Raw genomic sequence first — 15,013 nt, 5'->3', positions numbered from 1 at the left:
TCACTCATGCATCTCCCCAACACGCTCTCTCTCGCCGGGAAAACCGCCGTCGTCACCGGTTCGACCAGCGGCATCGGTCTCGGCATTGCGACGGCGCTGGCTCGCGCAGGCGCCAATATCGTCCTGAACGGTTTCGGCGATCCGGCGGCCGCCCTCGCGCAAATCGAAGCGGCCGGCGTGCGCGTCGTGCATCACAACGCGGATATGAGCCGTCCTGCCGAGATCGAAGCCCTCGTGGCTTTCGCGGCAAGCACGTTCGGCAGCCTCGATATTCTCGTCAACAATGCCGGCATTCAGTACGTCGAAACGATCGAGAACTTCCCGGTGGAGCGCTGGGATCAGATCATCGCGATCAATCTGAGCGCGACGTTTCACGCCACGCGCGCGGCGCTTCCCATCATGCGCGCAGCGGGTTGGGGACGCGTGATCAATATCGCTTCGGTACACGGGCTCGTGGGCTCGGTCGGCAAGTCGGCCTATGTCGCGGCCAAGCATGGCGTGATCGGCCTCACCAAGGTCGCCGCACTGGAAACGGCGCGCAGCGGCGTGACCGTCAATGCGATCTGTCCGGGCTGGGTCCTCACGCCGCTCGTGCAGAAGCAGATCGACGATCTGGCCCACCGCGAGGCCATTTCCGTCGAAGACGCCACGCTGAAACTGCTCGGCGAAAAGCAACCGTCGGCAAGCTTTGCGACGGTCGAGCAAATCGGCGGCGTGGCGGCCTTCCTGTGCTCGGAGGCGGCAAACGAAATGCGCGGCGCCGAGCTCAAGGTGGATGGCGGCTGGCTCGCGCAGTAAAACGGCAGCGGCGCGCGAGCGACGTACAACGCGTCAATCGCGCGCCATGCGCCGCAGCTTCATGGCGTGCAGCCGTTGGCTGAGCCCTTTGAATACACTGTTTTCGTGCGGGTCGCCGAAGTGAAACAGCACCGTGCATCGAATGCTGGAAGGTGCGCAGGCCTGATTCGCATGCAGCGAGCGCAAGCCCCAAATGAAGTAAAGATTGCCCGGCTTTAACGTCACGACCTTCGCAGAAAGCCATTTCTGCACGCGCGGTGAGCGCCAGAACCTCACGAGCAGTTTTTCCACGATCGCCTTCTCGACGATATTGACGATCGCAAAGCGCCGCGCATTGCGTAGATTCGGAAACATCACGAGATGGCCTGCCAGTTCGCCCGGGTCATTGGGAATCAGAATCGGCAGCAGGATCGATATGGCGTACGAGTCGTAGTGGAAATTGTTCGAGTGACGGACGCCCTGTTTTCCCGAAAGCACGCGCATCACCGGATAAATCCGCTCGCTCGGCGGCAGCGTCCCCATCTTGCGCACATATAGCTCGCGCAACAACGCGTGCAGCGCCGAGTCTTCGAAAAGCTGGGCGAGACAGGTACCCGTTACCCATTGCGCCCCGCTAAAGCCAAAGTATCGGGCGCCTTGCTGCCCCACCAGTTCGGCTACCCCGCTACGCAGCTTCGTGAGAATGGCGGCTGGCACGATGTCATCGAGCACGCCCACTCCGTCGTCGTCCATCGACTGAGCGAGCGCCTGCGCACTCTGCACGTCTACCCGCACGAATTCATCTAGCGGCCGTTCATCGTCCAGCACGTTCATTGCGGTCCCTCGCGCAGCCCGATCGGCGAATCCGGACACACGGTCAATGCAGACCGTAGACTGAGGGAAAAAGCTTTCGTGTTCCGTACGTCTTCGTACAGATCGCCTGAACGTGTCGATTTATATGCTGGCTGGCTAATTCGGGTCGTTTCGCCGTGAGTTGAAACGATGCTGCCGCATCGATTCGTTAGCTATCGCTACGCTCCTGCTCGCCGGCCGCGTCTGCTGCGATCAATGGCCAAACCACCTGTTCGAACTGCTCGGGTTCGATCGGCCTCGAGTACAAAAAGCCCTGCGCGAAATCACAGCCCATCGACTTGAGAAAATCCCGTTGCTCGACGGTTTCCACGCCTTCGGCGATGACCTGGATTCCCAGCTTGTGCGCGAGCACCACCATCGCCTCGCATAGCACCTGATTGTTTTCGTCCACGCTGAGGTTCTGGACAAACGAACGATCGATTTTCAGGTAATCGATGTCGAAGCGTTTGAGATAGGCAAGCGAGGAATAGCCCGTGCCGAAGTCGTCGATGGAAATGCCAATGCCCGCGAGACGGAAATCCAGCAACCGCTCATCGATATTCGATTCGGCCTGCAGCAACAGCCCCTCGGTGATTTCCACCACCACGCTTTGCCCCGGCATGCCCTCGCTATCGAGATAGTCATGCCACCGCACGCCAACCGTGCTGTCCTGGCGCACCTGCACCGGCGACATGTTCACGCTGATCTGGAACGACGGATCGTATTGCTCGCGCCATAGCCGCGCTTGCTGTACGGCTTGCCTGAACACCCAGTCGCCGATAGGAATGATGAGTCCGGTATCTTCGGCCAGCGGAATGAATTCCAGCGGACTGATCATGCCGCGCTCGGGATGCAGCCAGCGTATCAGCGCTTCCGCCTTGCGGACCTGGCCCGTCGCCAGGTCGACGACCGGCTGATAAACGAGCCGCAACTGATTGCGAGGCAGCGCTGCACGCAGGTCACTGGTCAGGCGCAAGCGCGTTTCCGCTTCCAGCTGCATGTCGGGCGTGAAGTAACTGAAGCGATTGCGTCCGGCGTTCTTGGCCGCGTACATGGCCTGGTCGGCGTTCTTGAACAACGCGTCGAGTTCAAACGTGTCGTCGGGGAAAACGGTGACGCCGATGCTCGCCGAAATGTAGACTTCGTCCGCGCCGAGTTTGAACGGCTCAGTCAGTTTGCGATTGATGTTGCGCACGGTCTGCTCGACCGCTTCCATGTCTTCGAGATCGGGCAAGATCACCGTGAACTCGTCGCCGCCCAGCCGCGCGACGGTATCGAGATTGCGCACGCACGCGCTAATGCGGCGCCCAGCCTCGATCAATAGCACGTCGCCGCGGTCGTGCCCCAGCGAGTCGTTGACCTCCTTGAAACGATCGAGGTCGATCAACATCAGGGCCACGCGCCTTTCCGAACGGCTCGCGAGCGCTGCCTCCTCGGTGAGACGATCGTGGAACAACTGCCGGTTGGGAAGACCCGTCAGCGCATCGAAATTCGCCTGCTTCCAGATGGTGGCCTCGAACGCCATCCGGTCGGAGAGGTCGCGACCGACCGCCAGCACCGAAGTGACATGGCCGGAGCGATCGATCTCAGGCGTGATGCGAATGTGAGTGCATTGCTCCTGCCCATCCTTTCCCGCCCACCGCAGTTCAAACTGCGCGCTTTTTCCCGTCGCGATGACTTCGCCGATCTTCTTTTCGTAGACCAGCGCATTCGCTCCGCCGGGAAGCTCCGATGGCCGCTTGCCGAGGACGCTTGCGAGATCGCAGCCTGCCGACGTGCAAAAGGCCGGATTGGCGAAGGTGCGGCGCAGCTCACGGTCATATCGCGTGATCGTATCGGGCGAATTCTCGATCAGCGTGCGCGCCTCGCGTTCACGGGCGACGAGTTCCGCCGTCCGGTCGACGACAGTCTGTTCGAGCGACGCATTGATTTCGTTGATCTTGTGAATCTTCTGCCTGATCGCTGTGCGCATGCGCTCGAAACGCTGCGCCAGGCGCGCCAGTTCGTCCGGTCCGCCCACCGAGGCAGCCCCTTCCGTGCCTTCGTCTTCGACGGCGCCCGCATCCTCGCCGGTGTCATGCATGCGGCGCACCAGATCCTGGAGCGGCGCCGAAATGCTGTACGAAATAAAGTAGGCAAGGAAAATAGACAGCAAAAACCCGGAAATGCCGACCACCACGATCTGGTTGCGTACGGCCTGTGCCTCCGCAGTCAGATTCCGTTCGGCGATCGTGCTGACCACGAACCAGCTCGTACCGGGAATGCGCGCGTAGGCGGCAAGATAACGCCCGCCGTGTTTTGCCGCGAAATTGACGAAACGGCTCGACTCGCCCGAGATGCGGTGGCGGACGATATCCTCGATCAGGCCAGGCTCGGGCGTGCTGCCGGGGTTCGGCGACGACGCATTATTTGGCACTACGATGATTTTGTTGTCGCTTGCATCGAATACGTAAATCTCGGTTCCGCTGCCCGATGCGACGTCGTTGAAAATCGTCGAGAAGTATTCAGGGCGAACGACCAGCACCAGACTGCCGATCTTCGTGTTGTCGCTCTTGTTGTAGATGGCCCGCACCATCCCCAGGTTCTGCTGCCCGACGCCATCGTCGTAGCTGCCCCAGTAGGTGCGTTCATTTGACTCTTCCGCGATGCCGACGAGCGCCGTCACACCCGAAGTCAACTGCGCAAATGCCTGCGTATCCAGAATCCGGTCTTTCTGGTCGAGCAAATATTTCTGGTTGATAAAATCGACCGAACCATAATGCTCGAGCAGCAAACGCGTCATGTCCTCGCGCGCCTCGCTCTGCTCCCTGGCGCTCCCGCTCGCCGCTCTCGCCAGCGCGCCCTGGACCCGGTCCGAAAGTACGAGAAGATTGCTTTCCGTTTCGATCTGCTGCATGCGCAGCTCGACATTTCTCGAAACCTGCCTTACCACCTCTTTCGAAAATATCTCCGCGTTTTCCTTGATCGCCGCGACCGACTTCACATAGGAAATGCAGCCCGAAATGATAATGGGCAACAGGGCCAACAGAATGAAAGCGGCAATCAGTCGATAGCGAATCTCGACGCGCCGAAGCAAATCCTGGCAGAGGTAGTCGAAAGCGCGTCGCAGCAACGCGGAGATTGCATTCATTTGTAGTGCATCTTCGCTTCAGTCTTGACCGAGATGTCCAGGCGCTCCGCAGCCTGCCTGGGCGTTATTTTCCTGAGCAGCACATCCTGCATCAATTTGTGCACCAGCTCAATCGTGTTGGAAGGAAGCGACGAATAATAGGGACTTGCCGTGACCGGGTAACGGCTCACCGCGTTCGTGTAGTCGACGATCTCCACGTCGCTCACCACGGTTCCCATGCCTTGCTGAAACGGCGAAATGTTGTGGCGTTTCCTCTGAAGAATCGGGAATCCCTTGCCGGCGATGAATTCCAGGAAACGCATGGCCACGGCCTTGTTGGGTGTTTCGCAAACGGCAAAGCCCGTTTCGCTGCCGAGCACGGGCACGACACGTTCGCCGCGCGCATTCCATGGCGGCACGAACACGCCCACCGAGAAATCGTTTCCACGCAGCATGAGCCCGGCGGCCCAGCTGCCCTGGAACGCCATCGCGACCTTGCCCTCCTTGAAGAGGCGAATGCCCTCGTCATACCCGGTCGTCATGTACGACGGCTGCGCGTAGCCGCGCTCGGGTATCAACGCGATCTTGGAGAAGATATCGGCCACCTCCGGCGTATCGAGGTCCAGCGTGCCGTCCGCCATCTTCTCTTTCCAGTGAGGCTCGTGCGCGACCACATTGTTGGCGAAACCGGAGGCGAATGGCCCGTTGCCGAGCATGTTCGGAAAGCCGCCGCTCCACATCACCGGGATCATGCCCGCCTGCCTGAGCTTCGCGCATACCGCCAGAAATTCATCGAAATTCGTCGGCAGTGTGTCGATGCCGGCCTTGGCGAACATGGCGCGGTTGTAATAGATCATCGTCGTCGCCACGCCGCCCGAAATGCCAAAGCCCTTGCCGTCGCGACTGGTCCAGTCTGACTTGAGCGGATCCAGCATGTGCTTCCATGCGGCGGTCTGGCGGACATCGGCGAGCACGCCCTGATCGGCCAGCTCGGCGGCATAGGCGTTCGGATTGATGCTGACGAGGTCCGGCAGCGTTCCCGCCGCCACGCGCGGCTTGATGTTCCCCTCCACCGAGTTGCCGACCATGAACTGCACGTTCACGTGCACATCAGGATTGAGCTTGTCGAACTCGGCGGCGATCTGGAGCATCTCCTCTGGCCAGTCCGGCGCCCAGATCAGTGCGGTAATAGTGGTCCGCGCCGGCGCGGCCTTGCTGCTCTGGGCGCTATTGTGCTGATCGCAACCCAGGAGCAGCAGCACGCCGATCAGACCGGACAGCAGCCAGGCAAACTTGAATCCGTGCACGTAACGCTCGCTTTCAGTTCGGGAGTGGCAGACCCTGCGGAACGCAGGGGAACCACATTGCATATCGGCCGAAGCTGAGCGTCACTTGAGGGTGCATGCGCGTGAGCGTGGCATCCGATAATCGGCGAGCGTTTGTGGATGCACGCTCGTGCGCGTTCGCAAACGTTTGCACTGTTCGCTGCGCTAAACGTGGCGCAGCGCGCATCGAGGATCATTGCGCGTTTAGCGCATCAGGACGCGGCGAGTTCGATGGCTCGCCGCCTTCCGTCGCTTTCATTTCAATCGTTTCAATCGAGCGACGGGCTGCATTCGCATTCGAGCGCCGCGACCCGCGCCGGCCGCTCCATTGCAGCGAGCCGCTGCAGCGTCACCAGTCCGAATACGGCGAGCGCGCAACCGAGCACCAGATCGGCACGTATACCGGCACGGTCTACGATCGCGCCGCCCACCGACGAGCCAAGCGCAATCGCCACCTGGATCACGCTTACGAACATCGCCGAGCCCGCTTCGGCGAGATCGGCCGTACCGCGCTGAATCCACACGGAGAAGCACAGCGGAATCGCGCCGAACGCCACGCCCCACATCAGCATCGCCGCGATCTCGCCAATTCGCACGTGGTCGAGCAGAATCATCGCCGAGAGCGCGCACAACAGCAGCGCTGTCATCGTCGCCACGGCGGACTTCAGACGCGTGGCAACGACCGCTGAAGTCAGCGCGTTCGAGAAGAAGCCGATCACGCCGAATGCGAGCAGCAGCAGCGTGATCGCGCTCATCGAGAAGTCCTGCTGAAGCAGCGGCGCGATGAACGTATACGTCGAGAAATGCGCGCCGAACACGAGCGCCACCATCAGCATGCTCAGACGCACATCCGGGCGACGCAGCAGCGTCGCGAAATCGGCAAGACGCAATGCGGCAGCCGAAGGAAGCGTTGGCACCAGCAACGCCTGCGCAACGAGCGCGAGCGCGACGAGGCCGCCCGTCACGAAGAACGACATGCGCCACGACGCGAAACCCGCGATAAAGGTGCCGAGCGGCACGCCGATCACCGTTGCGAACGTTACGCCGGTCAGGATGATGGCCGTTGCGCGCGGAGCGTCGCTCGTATGCACGAGGCGGCCCGCCGCTGCGGTCGCGAGCGTCCAGAAGCCGCCGAGCGCCGCGCCGAGCATCGCGCGGCCAACCAGCATGAACGCGAAATTCGTCGCCAGCGCGGAGACGATATTCGACGCGAGCAGCATGGCCGTGAGCAGGAGAAATACCTGCCGCCGGTCCATGCGGCCGGCAAACATCATCAGGCCCGGGGCGAAGATCGCCGCCATGACGCCCGGCGTCGTCACCATGAGACCGGCAGTGCCTGGCGTCACGCCGAGGTCGCGGGCGATCTCGGTGAGCAAACCGACCGGCAAGAACTCGGACGTCACGAACGCAAATGCACTGATCGCCACGGCAAAGACTGACAGCCACTGGCGCAGTGTCGTCTCTTCGAGCGGCGCAGGCGCGAGATTGGGAGAACGGTCGTTCATGTTTCGATGACTGTTTTGTGTGTGGCGAATAATAAAAGCCATTGTTCGGCAATTTCGCACCAAAAAATGGGGAAAATCGCCGCTTAAATGGCCAATCGGGAATTACGTTTAAATTAACATCAAATAAAGAATCGCGTGCGGCCCTGCGATTAGCGGGGTCGACAAAAGGGTTATGAATGGAATGTGACGCGGCCTGCCGCGCGCGGGCCCGCGGGGCGGTGATTATGTCATTTCAGCGCCGGAAAAATAAACGATATTTTTCTGGGGACAAAATAGGCATCGAATAGATGCTTATGCTGGTCGCTGGCCAGGAGACTAAGGGCGCCGGGAAAGCGCCCCGTGAGGCATTGCCGGAAAACCGGTCCATCAAGTCAAGCGAGGCACTCGCAGGCGCCTCGGTTCAAAACCGCGTCTGCACGCCCACGCGGGCGATGAACTGATTAGGACCACTCGACGTACCGTCGGGGTCGAGCACGCCGCTGATCAGCGCCTGAGCCCCGGCGTTCGTGCGCTGATACACGGTCTCCGCATACACGACCGTCCGTTTGGACAGGAAGTGATCGACGATGGCCGTGATCTGGTGCGCGTGATTGTTGTCGAGATACGCATTGCCCTTCATGTACATGTAGTCGGCGGCAATCGCCCAGTCGGGCGCAAGCAGCCAGTTCGCGCCAGCCTCGGCCTGGGCAATGGCGCCGCCGTTGAACGTGTTGCGCACGGTCGTCACCAGCAGCGTCGCCATGACCTTGCCGAAGTCGTAGTGCGCACCCACGCCCCAGTTGCGAATGCCGACATCGGGTTCGCCGGTCTCGACATATTTGGCTTCCGTGTAGGCCGCCGCCATGCCGAACGCGCCGTTGGTGTAATTCGCGCCGGCGCTGACCGTGTTGCCGCGTCCAAATGCGCCCGGAATGCCGCCAAAGCCGTACAGGCCGCCGAAGCTGAATCCGCCGAACTTCGGCGATTGATACTTGACCGAGTTCTCGACCGTGGCGCCGGCCATGCGGTCCCAGTCGAATTGCTGCGCGAAGGGCGGGTTGCCCGGAATCGCGATCTTCGCGAACGGCCCCGCGCGGAAGTTGTAGAGGCCCCCTACTTCCATTGCCGCGTCGTCGTGACCGAAAAACAGTGAATCGGTCATGAAGTCATATTGATTGCCCATCGTCAGCCTGCCGTACTGGTCGCTGTCGAGGCCAACGTACGCATTGCGCCCGAAAATCCCTTGACCCGAGATGATCGAGCCGGTCCCCATCGAAAATTGATCGACGAGATCGAACACCGCGTGCAAGCCGCCGCCCAGATCTTCGCGGCCGCGGATACCGAGCAGGTTCGGCGTGAAAATGCCGTCGTCGAACTTCACCACCGAGTGGCCGCCCTGGTTGCTGACCCACGACACGCCCGCGTCCACCATGCCGTACAGCAACACGCTGTCACCCGCCGGGCCGCCTTCCGCATGTGCCTGGGCGCAAGCCATCACCGATACCGCCGTGCACCACAGTGCGAGGCTCTTCATTGACGTCTCCTTTACCTTGATCTCTTTGTTGGCATCCTTTTATTACGGATACCTTATTAATTGAAATAATCGTCGAACTTCGGGAAACGGTGACGGCGCCAGGGCGCCGTCACCGCAACATCAGTCGGATTGCAGTGCGACCGGAGCCGAACGGCGTGCCAGCGCGCGCGGAGCGGTTTCGATCAGGAACATCGAAACGAAAATGCCGCAAATGAGGCCGCCGAGCGCGAACTGCAGCGTGAACTGAATGCCGTCGTGCTGCGCGACATAACCGGCAATCGCCGGCGCAATGCCGCCGCCAAAAATCTCGCCGGCACCCGAAGTAATGCCGATGGCCGAGGCGACGAGACCCGCCGGCGCGGCTTCAGTCGCGATCGGCCCGGTGAGGACGCCCAGCATGCCAAGCGCGAAGAACGAAACGACGAACAGCACGGCAAACAGCATCCACGGGTTCGCGCCGATGCGGGCAAACACATAGAGCGAAATCGCCGCGCCCGCGAACGAGACGACCGAAGTCAGCCGCCGCCCCGCAAAGTCGGAAAGACTGGCAAGGCCGAACTCGCCGAGAAAGCCGCCGAAGCCGATAGCCGACACGACGAAGCCCATTTGCGGCGTGTCGAGGTGCAGGTAGTCCACGAGATAGTTGGGCACCATCGCGCCGATCACGAAGATGCCGGCCATCGCGCAAAGCGTGGCCAGCATGGCGAGCACGACGTTGCGGCTGCCGAAGAGCGCGCTCCAGCGCGGGCCGCCCGTTGCGTGCGAAACCGCCGCGTGCGCCGGCTTGATGTGCGGCGCGTCGCGCAACATCGTCGCGATCAGCACGGCCACGATGAGACCCGGCACGGCGGAAACCGCGAACACCCAGTGCCACGACGGCACGACGCGCAGCAACTGCGTCGCGATGATCGGAGCGAGACCGAGGCCCATCAGCGCGAACATGCTGAGTTGCAGCCCCTGGTTGCGTCCGCGGCGCGACGGATGCGAGGCCTCGCCCACTGAAGCCACGCTCGTCGGCGTGAATGCGCCCTCTGCGACCCCCATTAGCGCGCGAATGAGCAACAGGCTCGCGAAGCCGGTGGCGAATCCCGAGAAGCTCGAGAGCAGCGAGAACATCACCATCGCCGCGATCATGATCTTGCGCCGGCCGATGCGGTCGGACAGGCGGCCCATGAGGATCGAGAACACGCCCCACGCAATGCTGAGAATGCCGATCAACTGGCCGAGCTGCTGGTAGCTCAGGTTGAGGTCTTTCATCATGTGGGGAAAGAGCGGCGCGATCATCCAGCGATCGAGCCCGACCAGACCGAAGCCGATGGCGAGCAGGATCAGCGTCCTGCGTTCGTTTTTCAGATCGTGTGGTTCGTGCGGATGGTGTGATTGGGCATGCCTCGTCACGTTTGTCTCCTTGATTTTTCTCGCGTGTTCGTATTGCGAACTACGCTTCGTTTATCGAACTTCGAGCGAGATCGTAGGAAACCTCACCTAATGATGTCAATCAAAAAAGACCCTCGATGTACACAATTTCTCTTTACTTTCCGCTTACTTTTCCACGTTTACCCTGAATTTGGCGTACGTTGGATTGAATTTATCAAGTCGCTGTATACAATCTGTACACATCGCGGCACAGACTGCAGGCTGTCTCTGGCCGCACCCCATTCGCTTCTCACCACCTTCTTACGCATGAACGGCATCGACGACACCCCCGCCAGCACGCGCGCCGGCTCCGCCGCTTCGCAGACCGTCAAAGCCCAGCTCGGGCTGCGAGAACTGATACTCGGCGGCGAGCTCGCGCCCGGCGAGCGCATTTCCGAACTGGGCGTGGTCGAGCGCCTTGGCGTCTCGCGCACACCGGTGCGTGCGGCGCTCATGCGCCTGCAGGAGGAAGGGCTGCTCGAACCGATTCCGAGCGGCGGCTATGCCGTACGCTCGTTTTCGGAAAACGAGATACGCGACTCGATCGAATTGCGCGGCACGCTCGAAGGGCTGGCTGCGCGCCTTGCCGCCGAGCGCGGCATCACCCATTCGATGTTCCGCGACCTGCACGACTGTATCGACGAGATCGACGAACTGCTCGTGGGCGAGCTGAGCGAAGAAACCTTCTCCCGCTATGTCGAAGCGAATGGCCGCTTTCACCGGCTGCTGGCCGCGGCTTCCGATAGCGAAGTCGTGGCGCGGCAGATCGAGAAAGTCGCGACGTTGCCGTTTGCATCGGCCAGCGCGTTCGTCGTCGTGCAGTCGCTCGACCCGCGTGCGCGCGAAACGCTGATCGTCGCGCAAGCCCAGCATCGCGCCGTGCTCGAAGCGATCGAGAGCCGCGAAGGCGCGCGCGCCGAAGCGCTGATGCGCGAGCATTCGCATATCGCCCATCAAAACCTCAAGCGCGTGCTCGACAACCAGCGCGCCATGACGAGGCTGATTGGCGGCAACCTCATTCGCCGCAATCCGCGCTAGTGGCGCGCGGTATACAGGCTCGCTAAAAGGCTTGATTTGAACGGCGGCACGCGTGCCGTCCCTCACCCTGAACGAAGGCGCAACCAAACGCCCTGGAGGAGACATATGTTCCTGAAAAACGCATGGTATGTCGCGTGTACCCCCGATGAAATCGACGGCAAGCCGCTTGGGCGGCAAATCTGCGGCGAGCGCATGGTGTTCTGGCGCACGGCCGAAGGCGGCGTCGCCGCGCTCGAAGACTTCTGCCCGCATCGCGGCGCGCCGCTCTCGCTCGGCAGCGTGCGCGAGGGGCATCTGGTGTGCGGCTATCACGGCCTCACCGTAGGCGCCAGCGGCAAATGCGTGAGCATGCCGTGCCAGCGCGTGGGAGGCATTCCGTCCGTGCGCAACTATCCCGCGGTCGAGCGCTACGGCTTCATCTGGGTGTGGCCCGGCGATGCGGAGCAAGCCGACCCGGCGAAGATCCATCACCTCGAATGGGCCGACAATCCCGCGTGGGCGTATGGCGGCGGCCTGTATCACATCCAGTGCGACTATCGCCTGATGGTCGACAACCTCATGGACCTCACGCACGAGACCTACGTGCACGCCTCGAGCATCGGCCAGCCCGAGATCGAGGAAGCACCGCCCAAGACCACGGTCAACGGCGACGTGGTCACCACCAGCCGCTACATGCAGAACATCATGCCGCCGCCGTTCTGGGCCGCGGCGCTGCGCGGCAACGGCCTCGCCGATAACGTGCCCTGCGACCGCTGGCAGATCTGCCACTTCTCGCCGCCCAGCCACGTGATGATCGAAGTGGGCGTGGCGCACGCGGGCAAGGGCGGATATGACGCCGATGCGCGCGACAAGGCATCGAGCATCGTCGTCGACTTCATTACGCCGGAAACCGAAACGTCGATCTGGTACTTCTGGGGCATGGCGCGCAACTTCGCCGCGCACGATCACGCGCTCACCGAAACGATCCGCGCGGGCCAGGGCAAGATCTTCTCGGAAGATCTCGAGATGCTCGAATCGCAGCAGCGCAATCTGCTCACATGGCCCGAACGCCGCATTCTGAGCCTCAACATCGATGCAGGCGGCGTGCAGTCTCGCCGCGTGCTCGACCGGCTGATCGCCGCAGAACGCAACGCAACGGCCACCGCCGCGGCGGTCTGATTCGCCCGAAGCCACGGTCGCGCGGGTCCGCGCGGCCGCTCCCCTTCCCTTGCCCCAACGCATCATGAAAGTCACCCTTCTGCGCAAGATTCCCGTTGCCACCGACATCTGCGTGTTCGAACTGGCGAGCGCCGACGGCGCGCCGCTCCCCGCATTCGCAGCGGGCGCTCACATCGACGTCCATGTGGATGGATTCGTGCGCCAGTACTCGCTTTGCAACCGTCCCTCCGATCACGGCGCCTACCGCATCGGCGTGTTGCGCGACGCGGCATCGCGCGGCGGCTCCGTCGCGATGCACGCGCTCGATGCAGGCACGAGCCTGGAAATCAGCACCCCGAAAAATCATTTCCCGCTGGACGAGCAAGCCGCGCAAACCATCCTGCTCGCGGGCGGCATCGGCATCACGCCGCTCATCGCCATGGCCGAGCAGTTGCGCGAGGAAGGACGCCCGTTCGAACTGCACTACTGCACTCGCGACCCACAGCGCGCCGCCTTTCGCGAGCGTCTTGCCGAAGCGGGTTTTGCGGAACACACGCACTTCTATTTCGACAGCGAAGGCGCCGATGCACGCATCGACCTCGCGCGCGTACTTCGCGCTCCGCACGACGGTAAGCATGCCTACGTATGTGGCCCCGCGGGCTTCATCGACGCCGTGCTAGGAGCCGCAACCAGCGCGGGGTGGCCCGCGCAGAACGTGCACCGCGAGTACTTCGGCGCGGGCCAATCAGCCCCAAGCGCGAACGCCGACGCCAACGGCGCCTTCCAGGTCACGCTCGCGAGCTGCCAGCGCGTGATCGACATCCCGGCCGGCACGACCATCGTCGAAGCTTTACGCGCGGGCGGCGTCGAGGTGCCGGTCTCATGCGAACAAGGCGTATGCGGCACCTGCATCACGCGCGTGCTGTCCGGCGAGCCGGACCATCGCGATCTCTACCTGACCGACGAGGAGCGCGCCGCCAACGACCAACTGCTGCCGTGCTGCTCGCGCTCGCGCACGCCCATGCTCGTGCTAGACCTTTGATACGGCGCGGCGGCGCCGCTGCACATCAGGACTCGCGCGCTCGCCTCACCGCGAGCAGCGCGGAGAGCGCCGCCACCAGCGTGACCGGAACGCTCGCGCCTATCACCGTCGTGGCGCTCGCGCCGCCCGCCAGCAACTGGCCTGCCGCGAGCGGACCAACGATCGACCCTACGCGACCCACCGCCACCGCCGCGCCCACGCCGGTGCCGCGCATGACGGTGGCGTAGCTCGTCGCGGAAAGCGCATAGAGCATCGACTGCGCGCCCACCACGCCCATGCCCGCGAGCAGCACCGACACCGAGATCCAGAACAGGTTGCCCGCGCCCGCGAGCATGAACAACGAGATTGCGATGCCGGCATAGACAGCCGCGACGACACGCCCCGGCTTGACGCGGTCCATCAGCATGCCGATGCCGAGCACGCCGATCACGCTGCCCACGTTGAAGAAAATCTGCGTGACGCCGGCCTGGCTGCGCGAAAGGCCCCGGCTCACGATCAGCGAAGGCAGCCAGTTGAGCAGGAAGTACAGCACGATGAGCGTGCAGAAAAAGCTGATCCAGATCTGCGCCGTCACCGCGGCGCGGCCGTCGCCGAACAGCACGCGCCATGTGGGAGGCGGCCCGCCCTGCGTGGACTGTGCGCGGCTCGAGGCTGCCTCATAGGCTGCGGATTCGGGCAGGCAGGCGAGGATCAGCGGCGCGACCACGAGCGGTCCGACACCGCCCGCATAGAAGATATGCCGCCATTCGGCGTCGCCCGCACTGAGCACGCCGATCAGCGCCGCAAGCGCGCCGCCGAGCGGCATGCCGCAATACATGATGCTGACCGCCGTATTGCGCAGCCGCGGCGCCACGGCTTCGGCCGAGAGCGCGATCAGGTTCGGCATGGCGCCGCCAAGGCCGACGCCGGTCAGGACGCGCGCCACCAGCAGCGTGGCGAAGCTCCATACATGGGCGGTAAAGATCGAGAACACGCCAAATGCCACCATCGAGAGCAGCAGCACGCGCTTGCGTCCGATGCGGTCGGCGAGGCGTCCGCCGATCATCGCGCCGGGCAACAGACCGAGCATGCCCGCGCTGAACGCGAGCCCCATCTGGCTCACCGAAAGACCGAACTCGCGCGCCATGCGCGGCGCGGCCACGCCCGTCGACTGGAGATCGACGCCCTCCAGCACCGCCACGATCAGACACAAACCCAACACCCATGCGGTGCCCGCCGCCGTGCGCGCGCTCACCTGCGTAGTCGATGACGACACGTTGCCTCCTCGTTTTGTAATGGAATGTCGCGGCCTTTCACCGC

General features: G+C 62.7%; 11 protein-coding genes. 4 read left to right on the top strand and 7 right to left on the bottom strand.

Translation table 11 applies throughout. The features are described from left to right. The first annotated feature begins 6 nt into the window (after positions 1-6). On the top strand, positions 7-798 hold the full coding sequence (locus E1N52_RS17365) for a 3-hydroxybutyrate dehydrogenase (protein ID WP_133183990.1): 792 nt from the start codon (positions 7-9) through the stop codon (positions 796-798). A gap of 33 nt (positions 799-831) precedes the next feature. On the opposite strand, the gene E1N52_RS17360 is transcribed toward E1N52_RS17365, so the two are convergent. The 6 genes from E1N52_RS17360 to E1N52_RS17335 all read right to left on the bottom strand — a co-directional run bounded on the left by E1N52_RS17360 (position 832) and on the right by E1N52_RS17335 (position 10,479). Beyond that, positions 832-1,611 carry a hypothetical protein gene (locus E1N52_RS17360; protein WP_133183989.1) on the bottom strand — a complete coding sequence of 260 codons (780 nt, stop codon included), beginning with the start codon at positions 1,609-1,611 and terminating at the stop codon, positions 832-834. A 187-nt stretch (positions 1,612-1,798) separates the two neighbouring features. Beyond that, positions 1,799-4,759, bottom strand: coding sequence for a bifunctional diguanylate cyclase/phosphodiesterase (locus E1N52_RS17355; RefSeq protein WP_133183988.1), 2,961 nt, complete (start codon positions 4,757-4,759; stop codon positions 1,799-1,801). Then, complete coding sequence (locus E1N52_RS17350; protein WP_133183987.1) at positions 4,756-6,108, bottom strand: ABC transporter substrate-binding protein; 1,353 nt, start codon at positions 6,106-6,108, stop codon at positions 4,756-4,758. The genes E1N52_RS17355 and E1N52_RS17350 overlap by 4 nt, the downstream gene beginning before the upstream one ends. A gap of 224 nt (positions 6,109-6,332) precedes the next feature. Further along, a complete protein-coding gene (locus E1N52_RS17345) occupies positions 6,333-7,568 on the bottom strand; it encodes an MFS transporter (RefSeq protein ID WP_133183986.1) in 1,236 nt (411 codons plus the stop codon). Between the two features lie 400 nt (positions 7,569-7,968). Beyond that, positions 7,969-9,081: a porin gene (locus E1N52_RS17340; protein ID WP_133183985.1), complete on the bottom strand. Its 1,113-nt coding sequence runs from the start codon at positions 9,079-9,081 to the stop codon at positions 7,969-7,971. A gap of 120 nt (positions 9,082-9,201) precedes the next feature. Continuing rightward, entirely contained in the window at positions 9,202-10,479 is a 1,278-nt protein-coding gene (locus tag E1N52_RS17335) for an MFS transporter (protein WP_246089104.1), read from the bottom strand. A 285-nt stretch (positions 10,480-10,764) separates the two neighbouring features. Between E1N52_RS17335 and E1N52_RS17330 the strand changes: the two genes are divergently transcribed. The 3 genes from E1N52_RS17330 (at position 10,765) to E1N52_RS17320 (ending at position 13,714) form a co-directional block, all read left to right on the top strand. Then, positions 10,765-11,535 (top strand): GntR family transcriptional regulator, encoded by a 771-nt coding sequence (locus tag E1N52_RS17330; RefSeq protein WP_069262188.1) that lies wholly within the window; start codon positions 10,765-10,767, stop codon positions 11,533-11,535. Positions 11,536-11,640: 105 nt separating this feature from the next. Beyond that, the gene (locus E1N52_RS17325; protein WP_133183984.1) at positions 11,641-12,693 is read left to right on the top strand and encodes an aromatic ring-hydroxylating dioxygenase subunit alpha; all 1,053 of its coding nucleotides are present in this window, start codon (positions 11,641-11,643) and stop codon (positions 12,691-12,693) included. A 64-nt stretch (positions 12,694-12,757) separates the two neighbouring features. After that, the gene (locus E1N52_RS17320; protein WP_133183983.1) at positions 12,758-13,714 is read left to right on the top strand and encodes a PDR/VanB family oxidoreductase; all 957 of its coding nucleotides are present in this window, start codon (positions 12,758-12,760) and stop codon (positions 13,712-13,714) included. A 25-nt stretch (positions 13,715-13,739) separates the two neighbouring features. On the opposite strand, the gene mhpT is transcribed toward E1N52_RS17320, so the two are convergent. Beyond that, positions 13,740-14,969 carry a 3-(3-hydroxy-phenyl)propionate transporter MhpT gene (gene mhpT, locus E1N52_RS17315; RefSeq protein ID WP_133183982.1) on the bottom strand — a complete coding sequence of 410 codons (1,230 nt, stop codon included), beginning with the start codon at positions 14,967-14,969 and terminating at the stop codon, positions 13,740-13,742. Positions 14,970-15,013 lie beyond the last annotated feature (44 nt).

The sequence above is a fragment of the Paraburkholderia guartelaensis genome (genome assembly GCF_004353905.1).
GTDB lineage: Bacteria > Pseudomonadota > Gammaproteobacteria > Burkholderiales > Burkholderiaceae > Paraburkholderia > Paraburkholderia guartelaensis.
The sequence above is the reverse complement of the archived record's forward strand: the minus strand, read 5'-3'. Positions and strand labels throughout refer to the sequence as shown.

Bases quoted from the DNA above. Each gene is read 5' to 3' on its own strand.
- E1N52_RS17365 (WP_133183990.1), top strand. From the start codon at position 7: ATGCATCTCCCCAACACGCTCTCTCTCGCCGGGAAAACCGCCGTCGTC.
- E1N52_RS17360 (WP_133183989.1), bottom strand. From the start codon at position 1,611: ATGAACGTGCTGGACGATGAACGGCCGCTAGATGAATTCGTGCGGGTA.
- E1N52_RS17355 (WP_133183988.1), bottom strand. From the start codon at position 4,759: ATGAATGCAATCTCCGCGTTGCTGCGACGCGCTTTCGACTACCTCTGC.
- E1N52_RS17350 (WP_133183987.1), bottom strand. From the start codon at position 6,108: ATGCAATGTGGTTCCCCTGCGTTCCGCAGGGTCTGCCACTCCCGAACT.
- E1N52_RS17345 (WP_133183986.1), bottom strand. From the start codon at position 7,568: ATGAACGACCGTTCTCCCAATCTCGCGCCTGCGCCGCTCGAAGAGACG.
- E1N52_RS17340 (WP_133183985.1), bottom strand. From the start codon at position 9,081: ATGAAGAGCCTCGCACTGTGGTGCACGGCGGTATCGGTGATGGCTTGC.
- E1N52_RS17330 (WP_069262188.1), top strand. From the start codon at position 10,765: ATGAACGGCATCGACGACACCCCCGCCAGCACGCGCGCCGGCTCCGCC.
- E1N52_RS17325 (WP_133183984.1), top strand. From the start codon at position 11,641: ATGTTCCTGAAAAACGCATGGTATGTCGCGTGTACCCCCGATGAAATC.
- E1N52_RS17320 (WP_133183983.1), top strand. From the start codon at position 12,758: ATGAAAGTCACCCTTCTGCGCAAGATTCCCGTTGCCACCGACATCTGC.